General features: G+C 57.2%; 7 protein-coding genes, 2 tRNA genes and 3 rRNA genes. 8 read left to right on the top strand and 4 right to left on the bottom strand.

Annotation, left to right across the window (positions count from 1 at the left end; genetic code table 11):
• Positions 1 to 2: 2 nt before the first annotated feature.
• From tssC to tssA, 3 genes are read right to left on the bottom strand one after another with little or no spacing between them, the layout of a single operon-like run.
• Positions 3 to 1,481 (bottom strand): type VI secretion system contractile sheath large subunit, encoded by a 1,479-nt coding sequence (gene tssC, locus AC4LFW_RS16845; RefSeq protein ID WP_491820523.1) that lies wholly within the window; start codon positions 1,479 to 1,481, stop codon positions 3 to 5.
• 26 nt (positions 1,482 to 1,507) lie between these two features.
• Complete coding sequence (tssB, locus tag AC4LFW_RS16840; protein ID WP_243607689.1) at positions 1,508 to 2,014, bottom strand: type VI secretion system contractile sheath small subunit; 507 nt, start codon at positions 2,012 to 2,014, stop codon at positions 1,508 to 1,510.
• Between the two features lie 32 nt (positions 2,015 to 2,046).
• Complete coding sequence (gene tssA / locus AC4LFW_RS16835) at positions 2,047 to 3,609, bottom strand: type VI secretion system protein TssA (RefSeq protein WP_491820522.1); 1,563 nt, start codon at positions 3,607 to 3,609, stop codon at positions 2,047 to 2,049.
• 863 nt (positions 3,610 to 4,472) lie between these two features.
• Here tssA and AC4LFW_RS16830 point away from each other — a divergent pair.
• The 8 genes from AC4LFW_RS16830 (at position 4,473) to AC4LFW_RS16795 (ending at position 10,675) form a co-directional block, all read left to right on the top strand.
• Positions 4,473 to 6,009: ribosomal RNA gene (locus AC4LFW_RS16830) — 16S ribosomal RNA — on the top strand.
• A 91-nt stretch (positions 6,010 to 6,100) separates the two neighbouring features.
• Positions 6,101 to 6,177 (top strand) — tRNA-Ile (locus AC4LFW_RS16825).
• Positions 6,178 to 6,207: 30 nt separating this feature from the next.
• Positions 6,208 to 6,283 (top strand) — tRNA-Ala (locus AC4LFW_RS16820).
• A gap of 251 nt (positions 6,284 to 6,534) precedes the next feature.
• A 23S ribosomal RNA gene (locus AC4LFW_RS16815) occupies positions 6,535 to 9,425 on the top strand.
• Positions 9,426 to 9,580: 155 nt separating this feature from the next.
• Positions 9,581 to 9,696: ribosomal RNA gene (gene rrf / locus AC4LFW_RS16810) — 5S ribosomal RNA — on the top strand.
• Together the 16S, 23S and 5S rRNA genes with 2 tRNA genes alongside form the textbook arrangement of a ribosomal RNA operon.
• Before the next feature lie 67 nt (positions 9,697 to 9,763).
• Complete coding sequence (locus AC4LFW_RS16805; RefSeq protein WP_491820521.1) at positions 9,764 to 9,937, top strand: hypothetical protein; 174 nt, start codon at positions 9,764 to 9,766, stop codon at positions 9,935 to 9,937.
• Positions 9,934 to 10,518 (top strand): TonB-dependent receptor domain-containing protein, encoded by a 585-nt coding sequence (locus AC4LFW_RS16800; RefSeq protein WP_491820520.1) that lies wholly within the window; start codon positions 9,934 to 9,936, stop codon positions 10,516 to 10,518. Before AC4LFW_RS16805 ends, AC4LFW_RS16800 begins: the two co-directional genes overlap by 4 nt.
• On the top strand, positions 10,481 to 10,675 hold the full coding sequence (locus tag AC4LFW_RS16795) for a hypothetical protein (protein WP_491820519.1): 195 nt from the start codon (positions 10,481 to 10,483) through the stop codon (positions 10,673 to 10,675). The genes AC4LFW_RS16800 and AC4LFW_RS16795 overlap by 38 nt, the downstream gene beginning before the upstream one ends.
• A 72-nt stretch (positions 10,676 to 10,747) precedes the next feature.
• Here the strand turns inward: AC4LFW_RS16795 and AC4LFW_RS16790 are convergent, their stop codons facing one another.
• On the bottom strand, positions 10,748 to 12,061 hold the full coding sequence (locus AC4LFW_RS16790; protein WP_491820517.1) for a 2-hydroxycarboxylate transporter family protein: 1,314 nt from the start codon (positions 12,059 to 12,061) through the stop codon (positions 10,748 to 10,750).
• Between the last annotated feature and the right edge of the window lie 237 nt (positions 12,062 to 12,298).

The following is a 12,298-nucleotide window of genomic DNA, read 5'->3' as shown; positions in this document are numbered from 1 at the left end:
GCTTACTCCTTGTCCAGCTTGCCGACCAGCGACAGGGTGAAGTCGGCGCCCATGTACTTGAAGTGGGGGCGCACGTTCAGGCTGACGCGGTACCAGCCCGGCTCGCCTTCCACATCGCTGACGATGACCTGTGCGGCCCGCAGCGGACGGCGGCTGCGTACTTCGGCGCTGGGGTTTTCCTGGTCGGCGACGAACTGGCGGATCCACTTGTTCAGTTCCAGCTCGAGGTCGGTGCGCTCCTTCCAGGCGCCGATCTGCTCGCGCTGCAGCACCTTCAAGTAGTGCGCCAGGCGGTTGACGATGAACAGATAGGGCAATTGGGTGCCGAGCTTGTAGTTCAGCTCAGCGTTCTTGCCTTCCTCACTGTTGCCGAAGAACTTCGGCTTTTGCGCGGAGTTGGCGGAGAAGAAGGCGGCATTGTCGCTGCCCTTGCGCATGGTCAGTGCGATGAAGCCTTCTTCGGCCAGCTCGTATTCGCGACGGTCGGAGACAAGGACTTCGGTCGGGATCTTGGTTTCGATCTCGCCCATGCTTTCGAAGTGGTGCAGCGGCAGATCTTCGACCGCGCCACCACTCTGCGGGCCGATAATGTTCGGGCACCAGCGGAACTTGGCGAAGCTGTCGGTCAGGCGGCTGGCGAAGGTGTAGGCGGTGTTGCCCCACAGGTAGTGCTCGTGGCTGTTGGCGACGTTTTCCTTGTAGACGAAGGATTTGACCGGGTTGTCTTCAGGGTCGTAGGGGTTGCGCAGGAGGAAGCGCGGCACGGTCAGGCCGACGTAACGGGCATCTTCCTGCTCGCGGAAGCTTTGCCATTTGGCGAACTGCGGGCCTTCGAAGTGATCCTTCAGATCCTTGAGGTCCGGCAGACCGGTGAAGCTCTCCAGGCCAAAGAATTTCGGGCCGGCGGCCGCGATGAAGGGGGCGTGGGACATGCTGGCGACGCTGGATACGTACTGCAGGGTCTTGATGTCCGGGGCGCTCGGGTCGAAGAAATAGTTGGCGATCAGCGCACCGACCGGCTGGCCGCCGAACTGGCCGTACTCGGCGGTATAGATGTGCTTGTACAGGCCGGACTGGACCACTTCCGGGCTGTCCTCGAAGTCATCAAGCAGGTCTTGCTTGGACGCGTTGAGGATTTCGAGCTTGATGTTCTCGCGGAAGTTGGTGCGGTCGACCAGCAGCTTCAGGCCGCGCCAGGAGGATTCCAGCGCCTGGAACTGCGGGTGGTGGAGTATCTCGTCCATCTGCCGGCTGAGCTTGGCGTCGATCTCCGCGATCATGCGGTCGACCAATGCCTTCTTCACCGGCTCGTGTTCGTTCTGTGGCTTGAGCAGTTCTTCAATGAAGGCCGAGACGCCGCGTTTGGCGATGTCATAGGCCTCGTCGTCAGGGGTCAGTTTGGTCTCGGCGATGATGCGATCGAGAATGCCGAGGTCGGCCAGTTGGGTGCCGCTGTCGACGGCTGCAGCGCTAGTGCTCATGGTATTGGCGTTCCTTGTCCAGGTGATCAGGCGTCCAGGTGTTGTTTCGCGGCCAGGCCCAGCTCGCCGAGCACGCGCTCGCGCGAGTCGCCGTCGGCCAGCACGCTTTCGATGGCCTTGCGGAAAGCTGGGGCGTTGCCCAGCGGGCCCTTCAATGCAACCAAGGCGTCGCGCAGCTCCATCAGCTTCTTCAGTTCGGGCACTTGCTCGACGAGGTTGGCAGGATTGAAGTCCTTCATCGAACCGACGTTCAGTTGCACCGCCAGTTCTTCGTCCGTGGCCTCGTCCTGCAGGCGGTTCGGCACGGCGAAGGTCAGGCTTAGCTCCTGCTTGGCCAGTACTTCGTCGAAACTGTTCTTGTCGATGGCGATCGGCTTGCGGTCTTCGATCTTGCGATCGTCGGCGCGCTGGGTGAAATCGCCGAGCACCATGAGTTTCAGCGGCAGTTCGATTTCTTCCTGGGCGCCGCCGGTGGCGGGCTTGAAGGTGACGTTAATGCGTTCCTTGGGGGCTACCGAGCCTTCTTTGGCCATGGGTGTTCTCCTTGAATGGGTGGCCCGGGGGCCTAATCGAGCACCACCTCGAGGTCGAGGTGGCACAGCCTGCGGTAGATCTCGTCCTTGCTTTCACGCACCGCATGGTTTTGCGGCAACACTTCGCAGCAGTGATGCAAGAGGCGCAGCACTTCGAGGGCGAGAGCGGGTTCCCAGTCGCCGAGCCCAGTGGCGGTCAGCGTCAGGTCCAGTGATTCGAGTTGAGTCTTGGCGAGATCGTATTTCTTGGCGTGCAAACACAGTCGAGCCAGCGTCAGTTGCCAATGGAAGCGTTCGCGCCCGCCTTTCGCATGATTCAGCCCTTGCTTGAGTTGTTGCACGGCGCGCTTGAGCCCATCTTTGCGCAGCTCTGGAAGCACGTCCGCCAATGCCTGTTCCCAGGTCGGTGTTGACCCATGCGCGCTGATCATCGGCTCGTTCGCCGCTTTTTCTGGCTGAACATGCGGCATGACGCGGGCGGCGATCCATGCGCGTGTTTCGGCATCAGCGAAGGGGGTTCCGTCATGAAAGCGCAACTCGTCGAGCCCAGGCACGCGCAGCAAGAACAGCGCGAGCTGGATCTCCACTTCACGCATCGCCTGTTCGGCGTCGAGTTGTTGCAGGCACTCCCAGGCGATGCGTTGGCCATCGAGCCAGAAAGGCGCGCGCGCAATGCTCGTCTCCAGGTCCGCTATCAGGTCCGCATACACACCCTGAGCGAAACGCTCTATATAGGTTGCCAGCTTGTCTGCGGGCAAACCGCGGAGTGCAGTGACGTTTTCGGCGTTGCGCTCGGGCAGGCTCTCAATGGGCAGCCACAGCAAGGTCCGTGCAAGCCGAAGGGCTTTGAGGTCGGTAGCGTTCTGCTTCAGCCACCAGCTGCAAAGCGGGCGAGACTGGTCCTGCAGGGCGCGGAGGCTCTTGTGAGCATCCTTTTCATGCTCGACTGGAGATGTGGCGGTAAAGGCCTGGACAGCGGCCTGTTTGACTTGGGCGATCGCGGCGCCGACGGGGCCGGCTTGTGGGTGTGCGGTTCCTGCTCGCTTGACCATCTCTTCGAGACGCCGGCACAGCGGTAGCAGCAGCGGCGCCTGGCTCCCCAGATGCGCTGACAGGATCGCTTCAAGGCTACGAAGCTCGGTTGCGATGTGTTCGAACAGCGCCAGCTGCTCCGCCATAGGCACGTGATCGGCCAGCACCTGCTCCAAACGGGGCACCAGCCAGTTGATCGCAGCCGCGCGAGTCCGATCTTTACGAGGGTGAATGTCCTGCCAATGCTCACGGCAGAGAAGGCCAATCATGACCAGGCCGGCATGAAGGCCTAGGAACGAGTCCCGCTGATACAGGCCCCAGGTGAGCCATGCGGCAATGCGAATGTCCTTGGACTCGTTGGTCAGCAGCGACTCAGCACCCTGGTTAATGGTGTTCCAGTCCACTGATCCCGATGCGTATAGCGAGGTAGCTTTTGCAAGCTCCTGCTCTAGGCTTTCATAGGCAACGCTGTATCGGGTGTCCTCGCCTGCGAAACCGGCGGCTGAAATAGGAGTACTCGCTACCGCAGACAGGCGGGCGGATAGCTTGGTAGAAAACGTCATTCCATGACCCAAGTGTTGGTGCCGCCATGCGGGACGGCACTCGCGCTTCGATGCGCATTCAGTTGCATGCTATGTGCTGCATGCTTGTCGGGCCGGCATCCTAGGTTGTCGGCCTGGCTATGACTGTGAAGTGGTTTTCATCTGGGGCCACCAGACCATTTCTGCGGCTGGCTACGTTCCCATTGTGTGGCGTGGTTAACTTCTTCACGCCTGTTGCGGTTGAATTGCGGGGCGGGCGGTATGGTCGTGGCCTCGCTCCGGCCCGGCATCGAAAATTAGATGCTGAGGCGGCTTGGGAAAATTTCGGTTGACTCCTGAACTACGCCACCTATAATGCGCACCTTCTCCGGCGCAGGCCTTAGGCGAAACCTCTTGTAAATCAAGAAGTTAGCAGAAACAAAGGCTTGCACGGATGGCAAATTCGAGTAGAATGCGCCGGGCTGGCAGGGTAGTGGTTGAGTCCTGTTGGTGGCTCTGGTCAGGTTGATCGGAGGCGGTTGAAAGAGGTGGTTGACAGCGAGTTTAGACGCTGTATGATTCGCCTCCCGCTGACGAGAGACGCTAGGTTGATCGGAAGCGCAAGCGGTTGAGAAGAAAGAAAAACTTCTTCAAAAACAGCTTGACGAGACACAAGGCTGCTGTAGAATGCGCGGCCTCGGTTGAGACGAAAGACTTGATCGAAACGCTCTTTAACAACTGAATCAAGCAATTCGTGTGGGTGCTTGTGAGGTAAGACTGATAGTCAGCAAGATTATCAGCATCACAAATACTCAGCGAGAAATCATTGAGTGCTCTTCTTTTAGGGGAAGAGATTTGCGATTGCTGAGCCAAGTTTAGGGTTTTCTCAAAACCCAAGCAGTATTGAACTGAAGAGTTTGATCATGGCTCAGATTGAACGCTGGCGGCAGGCCTAACACATGCAAGTCGAGCGGATGAAGAGAGCTTGCTCTCTGATTCAGCGGCGGACGGGTGAGTAATGCCTAGGAATCTGCCTGGTAGTGGGGGACAACGTTTCGAAAGGAACGCTAATACCGCATACGTCCTACGGGAGAAAGCAGGGGACCTTCGGGCCTTGCGCTATCAGATGAGCCTAGGTCGGATTAGCTAGTTGGTGAGGTAATGGCTCACCAAGGCGACGATCCGTAACTGGTCTGAGAGGATGATCAGTCACACTGGAACTGAGACACGGTCCAGACTCCTACGGGAGGCAGCAGTGGGGAATATTGGACAATGGGCGAAAGCCTGATCCAGCCATGCCGCGTGTGTGAAGAAGGTCTTCGGATTGTAAAGCACTTTAAGTTGGGAGGAAGGGCAGTAAGTTAATACCTTGCTGTTTTGACGTTACCGACAGAATAAGCACCGGCTAACTTCGTGCCAGCAGCCGCGGTAATACGAAGGGTGCAAGCGTTAATCGGAATTACTGGGCGTAAAGCGCGCGTAGGTGGTTTGTTAAGTTGGATGTGAAAGCCCCGGGCTCAACCTGGGAACTGCATCCAAAACTGGCAAGCTAGAGTATGGCAGAGGGTGGTGGAATTTCCTGTGTAGCGGTGAAATGCGTAGATATAGGAAGGAACACCAGTGGCGAAGGCGACCACCTGGGCTAATACTGACACTGAGGTGCGAAAGCGTGGGGAGCAAACAGGATTAGATACCCTGGTAGTCCACGCCGTAAACGATGTCGACTAGCCGTTGGGATCCTTGAGATCTTGGTGGCGCAGCTAACGCATTAAGTCGACCGCCTGGGGAGTACGGCCGCAAGGTTAAAACTCAAATGAATTGACGGGGGCCCGCACAAGCGGTGGAGCATGTGGTTTAATTCGAAGCAACGCGAAGAACCTTACCAGGCCTTGACATGCAGAGAACTTTCCAGAGATGGATGGGTGCCTTCGGGAACTCTGACACAGGTGCTGCATGGCTGTCGTCAGCTCGTGTCGTGAGATGTTGGGTTAAGTCCCGTAACGAGCGCAACCCTTGTCCTTAGTTACCAGCACGTTATGGTGGGCACTCTAAGGAGACTGCCGGTGACAAACCGGAGGAAGGTGGGGATGACGTCAAGTCATCATGGCCCTTACGGCCTGGGCTACACACGTGCTACAATGGTCGGTACAAAGGGTTGCCAAGCCGCGAGGTGGAGCTAATCCCATAAAACCGATCGTAGTCCGGATCGCAGTCTGCAACTCGACTGCGTGAAGTCGGAATCGCTAGTAATCGTGAATCAGAATGTCACGGTGAATACGTTCCCGGGCCTTGTACACACCGCCCGTCACACCATGGGAGTGGGTTGCTCCAGAAGTAGCTAGTCTAACCTTCGGGGGGACGGTTACCACGGAGTGATTCATGACTGGGGTGAAGTCGTAACAAGGTAGCCGTAGGGGAACCTGCGGCTGGATCACCTCCTTAATCGAAGACTTCAGCTTCTTCATAAGTTCCCACACGAATTGCTTGATTCACTAGCGAAAAGCGATTGGGTTTCGACCCGAGAGAGACGATTGGGTCTGTAGCTCAGTTGGTTAGAGCGCACCCCTGATAAGGGTGAGGTCGGCAGTTCGAATCTGCCCAGACCCACCAATTGTCATGGGATGTGGCCGATCTGTAGATGGGGCCATAGCTCAGCTGGGAGAGCGCCTGCTTTGCACGCAGGAGGTCAGCGGTTCGATCCCGCTTGGCTCCACCATTAACTCGATATCGCTGAAAGCACAGAAATGAATAGATTCCTCTGGAGTGTATTGATTTCTGGTCTTTGCGCCAGTAACTGTTCTTTAAAAATTTGGGTATGTGATAGAAGTAGATTTGGGTAATTGCTCTCACTGGTAATTATTCAAGTCAAGGTAAAATTTGCGAGATGCTCGAGAGAGCAAAATGCGGATTTTCGGCGAATGTCGTCTTCACGTTATTAGACAGTAACCAGATTGCTTGGGGTTATATGGTCAAGTGAAGAAGCGCATACGGTGGATGCCTTGGCAGTCAGAGGCGATGAAAGACGTGGTAGCCTGCGAAAAGCTTCGGGGAGTCGGCAAACAGACTGTGATCCGGAGATGTCTGAATGGGGGAACCCAGCCATCATAAGATGGTTATCACACACTGAATACATAGGTGTGTGAGGCGAACCAGGGGAACTGAAACATCTAAGTACCCTGAGGAAAAGAAATCAACCGAGATTCCCTTAGTAGTGGCGAGCGAACGGGGACTAGCCCTTAAGCTTCTTTGATTTTAGCGGAACGCTCTGGAAAGTGCGGCCATAGTGGGTGATAGCCCTGTACGCGAAAAGGTCTTAGAAGTGAAATCGAGTAGGACGGAGCACGAGAAACTTTGTCTGAATATGGGGGGACCATCCTCCAAGGCTAAATACTACTGACTGACCGATAGTGAACCAGTACCGTGAGGGAAAGGCGAAAAGAACCCCGGAGAGGGGAGTGAAATAGATCCTGAAACCGTATGCGTACAAGCAGTGGGAGCCTACTTTGTTAGGTGACTGCGTACCTTTTGTATAATGGGTCAGCGACTTATTTTCAGTGGCGAGCTTAACCGAATAGGGGAGGCGTAGCGAAAGCGAGTCTTAATAGGGCGTCTAGTCGCTGGGAATAGACCCGAAACCGGGCGATCTATCCATGGGCAGGTTGAAGGTTGGGTAACACTAACTGGAGGACCGAACCGACTACCGTTGAAAAGTTAGCGGATGACCTGTGGATCGGAGTGAAAGGCTAATCAAGCTCGGAGATAGCTGGTTCTCCTCGAAAGCTATTTAGGTAGCGCCTCGTGTATCACTGCTGGGGGTAGAGCACTGTTTCGGCTAGGGGGTCATCCCGACTTACCAAACCGATGCAAACTCCGAATACCAGCAAGTGTCAGCACGGGAGACACACGGCGGGTGCTAACGTCCGTCGTGAAAAGGGAAACAACCCAGACCGTCAGCTAAGGTCCCAAAATCCTGGTTAAGTGGGAAACGATGTGGGAAGGCTTAGACAGCTAGGAGGTTGGCTTAGAAGCAGCCACCCTTTAAAGAAAGCGTAATAGCTCACTAGTCGAGTCGGCCTGCGCGGAAGATGTAACGGGGCTCAAACCAGGTACCGAAGCTACGGGTTCATCGTAAGATGAGCGGTAGAGGAGCGTTCTGTAAGCCTGTGAAGGTGAGTTGAGAAGCTTGCTGGAGGTATCAGAAGTGCGAATGCTGACATGAGTAACGACAATGCGAGTGAAAAACTCGCACGCCGAAAGACCAAGGGTTCCTGCGCAACGTTAATCGACGCAGGGTGAGTCGGTCCCTAAGGCGAGGCTGAAGAGCGTAGTCGATGGGAAACGGGTTAATATTCCCGTACTTCTAGTTACTGCGATGGGGGGACGGAGAAGGCTAGGCCAGCTTGGCGTTGGTTGTCCAAGTTTAAGGTGGTAGGCAGAGGTCTTAGGTAAATCCGGGATCTTAATGCCGAGAACTGATGACGATCCTTCTTTTAGAAGGAGAAGTGGTTGATGCCATGCTTCCAGGAAAAGCCTCTAAGCTTCAGGTAACTAGGAACCGTACCCCAAACCGACACAGGTGGTTGGGTAGAGAATACCAAGGCGCTTGAGAGAACTCGGGTGAAGGAACTAGGCAAAATGGCACCGTAACTTCGGGAGAAGGTGCGCCGGTGAGGGTGAAGGGTTTACCCCGTAAGCTCATGCCGGTCGAAGATACCAGGCCGCTGCGACTGTTTATTAAAAACACAGCACTCTGCAAACACGAAAGTGGACGTATAGGGTGTGACGCCTGCCCGGTGCCGGAAGGTTAATTGATGGGGTTAGCGCAAGCGAAGCTCTTGATCGAAGCCCCGGTAAACGGCGGCCGTAACTATAACGGTCCTAAGGTAGCGAAATTCCTTGTCGGGTAAGTTCCGACCTGCACGAATGGCGTAACGATGGCGGCGCTGTCTCCACCCGAGACTCAGTGAAATTGAAATCGCTGTGAAGATGCAGTGTATCCGCGGCTAGACGGAAAGACCCCGTGAACCTTTACTATAGCTTTGCACTGGACTTTGAATTTGCTTGTGTAGGATAGGTGGGAGGCTTTGAAGCGTGGACGCCAGTTCGCGTGGAGCCATCCTTGAAATACCACCCTGGCAACTTTGAGGTTCTAACTCTGGTCCGTTATCCGGATCGAGGACAGTGTATGGTGGGTAGTTTGACTGGGGCGGTCTCCTCCTAAAGAGTAACGGAGGAGTACGAAGGTGCGCTCAGACCGGTCGGAAATCGGTCGTAGAGTATAAAGGCAAAAGCGCGCTTGACTGCGAGACAGACACGTCGAGCAGGTACGAAAGTAGGTCTTAGTGATCCGGTGGTTCTGTATGGAAGGGCCATCGCTCAACGGATAAAAGGTACTCCGGGGATAACAGGCTGATACCGCCCAAGAGTTCATATCGACGGCGGTGTTTGGCACCTCGATGTCGGCTCATCACATCCTGGGGCTGAAGCCGGTCCCAAGGGTATGGCTGTTCGCCATTTAAAGTGGTACGCGAGCTGGGTTTAGAACGTCGTGAGACAGTTCGGTCCCTATCTGCCGTGGACGTTTGAGATTTGAGAGGGGCTGCTCCTAGTACGAGAGGACCGGAGTGGACGAACCTCTGGTGTTCCGGTTGTCACGCCAGTGGCATTGCCGGGTAGCTATGTTCGGAAGAGATAACCGCTGAAAGCATCTAAGCGGGAAACTTGCCTCAAGATGAGATCTCACTGGAGCCTTGAGCTCCCTGAAGGGCCGTCGAAGACTACGACGTTGATAGGTTGGGTGTGTAAGCGCTGTGAGGCGTTGAGCTAACCAATACTAATTGCCCGTGAGGCTTGACCATATAACACCCAAACAATTTGATGTTTGCGTGTCAGACGGTTGAAGTCGACAAACAAACCGAAAAGACGCATCGCTCGCAAAGCGAAAGCAACACCGATACACCATCACATACCCAATTAGGGGAAGCGATTCAACACCGACTCCCCAACCGAATTGCTTGACGACCATAGAGCGTTGGAACCACCTGATCCCATCCCGAACTCAGAAGTGAAACGACGCATCGCTGATGGTAGTGTGGGGCTTCCCCATGTGAGAGTAGGTCATCGTCAAGCTTGTACACCAAACCCCCGATCGTCGTAAGACGGTCGGGGGTTTGTCTTTGGGGCATGAAACGGTTCATTGGCATGGGGCGCCCTGACCGAGTACGGCTATGGCGAGGTGACGCAAAAGGGGCACTATGGCATGACGCGATTGAACGTGACCGATGCGCTCAAGGTGATCATCGGGGCCCGCGACAGCAGCTATGAAAAGACCAGCGAAGACATCTACTCGACGCCGTCTACATCGACGTGAAGCATGAGCTGACGCCCTATGGCGGCATCGTCTACGACCTGACCGACAAGCTGTCCGCCTATGCCAGCTACACCGAGATATTCCTGCCGCAATCGGAGCGCGACATCAACGGGCAGCAACTCGACCCGATTGTGGGCGAAAGCTACGAAACCGGGCTCAAAGCCGAGTTCTTCGATGGCCGACTGAATGCCTCCGCGGCGATCTTCAAGATCAAGCAGGACGGCTTCGGCCAGAGCACGGGCGTGGTCATCCCGAATACCCTGCGCGAGTGTGCCTACGAGGCCAGCGAAGGGCCGCCAGCAAGGGCTTCGAACTGGAGGTTATCGGGTGAAGTCGCTGAAGGCTGGAGCGTCGTGGCGGGCTACATCAAGTTCGAGATTCGGGATGCCGTAGGCGATGACGACCATACCTGCTACCCGACCAATCTGCTGCGCACTTTCATCACCTACCGGCTGCCAGGCGCCTTCAACAAGCTGACCATCGGTGGCGGGAGTGAACTGGCAGGACAGGACCTACGCCTACGCGACCAACCCGGCCGGCAGTGTGGGGAAGATCGAGCAGGAGGCCTATGCGCTGCTTAACCTGATGGCGCGCTACGAGGTCACGGAGAACATCACCGCGCAGTTGAGCGTCGTCACCCTGACGGACAAGGAATACTTCGACATGTTCGAAGCCTACGGTGCGTTGACCTACGGTGCCCCGCGCAGCGTGACGGCGTCTGCCAAGTACCGCTTCTGACGGGATCGCGAGGCAGAAACAGAAAAGCCCCGGCTGCATAGGCCGGGGCTTTTGCGTTCGGATACGCAGGGCTCAGGTAAAGAACACCGGTACCACGACGCTGGAGATCAGCAGGATCAGCGCCCCGCCCAGGCGCGAGGAGATCTGCGCGAAGGGCATCAGCGACATGCGCCGGGCGGCGGAGAGCACCGCGACGTCGCCGGTGCCGCCCATGTTGGCCATGCACAGCCCGGCGGTGATGGCCGATTCGATCGGATAGAAGCCCACCAGCTTGCCCACCAGCCCGGCGCCGAACGCCGCACCGGCAACCACCGCGAAGACGATCAGCACGTAGGTCAGCGAGATGGCGTCGATCACCTGGCCGAGGTCGGTGAAGGCCACGCCGATGCCGAACAGCAGGGCGAAGGTCCAGTTGCGCGCGACGAAGCGGAACCACTGCGCCGCGGCGTCATTGATCGACTCGGGCACCAGGTTGGTCACCTTCAGCAGCGCCACCAGCACGATCATCAGCGCATAGGGATGCAGCGGCACGAACTCGCCAAGTATCTGGCCAGCGACGAAGAAGCTCAGCGCTGCCACCAGGCCGATGCCGAGGGCGGAAAGGGTGATCGGGCTTTCCTTCTCGCTGACATCCACGCCGGGCATCATCTGGCCGTTGCCGGTCAGCGACGGGTAGCGGTTGCCGAGGCCATTGAGCAGGCCGGCGATGATGATCGCGAAGACATTACCCAGTGCCAGCGCCGGCACCAGAATCGAGATGTAGTAGCTCGCCGGCTGGCCGAGCAGCTGCTCGTAGATCTGGCTCATCGGCACCGCCCCGGCGCCCATGCCGCCGCCCATGATCGGCATGGCGATGACCACCACGGCGTCCTGTGCAGAGAATCCGAGCAGCGCGCCCACGGCCATGGCGAAGAGCGCGGCGAACAGCACCGAGCAGAGCAGCGGCAGCGCATAGCGCGAGCCGACCTTGACCAGCACCTTGGCATCCATGCCGAGGATGCTGCCGGTGATCAACGCGGCGATGTAGAAGTCGAGGAAGCCGCCGCCTTTCATGAAGGTCGCCACGTCGACCGCAACCGCAGCGGGCAACCAGCCGAAATACACCATCGCCGCGGCACCGAACAGCGCCAGGATGGCGCCGCCGCCCAGGTAGGTCTTGATGATGGGCAGGCGGTCACCGGCGAAACCAAGTAGCTCGCCAAGCAGCATCATCACCAGCAGGGCGCCGATCATGCCGCTGGGCAGGGTGTCGGTGGCGACGGCGCCGGCCATCACGATCAACGCAATGGCGAACAGCGGCAACGGCAGATTGAAAATGCGCTGGGAAAGCAGCGAAGGGCTCGGGCTGCCGTCAGGCATGGCAGCGCTCAGCGTGGTCCGGCTCATTGTTGTACTCCTTCGAACGTGGCGGCCCGGGGGCGCACGTACGGGTGACTGTTTGCGAAAGCGCTCAATTCAGGCGAGTGTGCGCACTAGACTCGGTTGCCGGGCGAGCTTAAGCAGAGATGCCGCACGGCCAATGTTTGGCGAAGTTAAAAAAGCATTACGAAACTAAATAAAGCGGAGCCGTGCTTGACCCAGCGCCCTCTGGGCTGGCTCGATCCGGCCTCTGCCGCGTCGTTA

This window comes from Stutzerimonas sp. C6.4V, from assembly GCF_058536345.1.
The sequence above is the reverse complement of the archived record's forward strand: the minus strand, read 5'-3'. Positions and strand labels throughout refer to the sequence as shown.

Coding starts and splice junctions, on each gene's coding strand:
- tssC (WP_491820523.1), bottom strand. CDS start 1,481: ATGAGCACTAGCGCTGCAGCCGTCGACAGCGGCACCCAACTGGCCGAC.
- tssB (WP_243607689.1), bottom strand. CDS start 2,014: ATGGCCAAAGAAGGCTCGGTAGCCCCCAAGGAACGCATTAACGTCACC.
- tssA (WP_491820522.1), bottom strand. CDS start 3,609: ATGACGTTTTCTACCAAGCTATCCGCCCGCCTGTCTGCGGTAGCGAGT.
- AC4LFW_RS16790 (WP_491820517.1), bottom strand. CDS start 12,061: ATGAGCCGGACCACGCTGAGCGCTGCCATGCCTGACGGCAGCCCGAGC.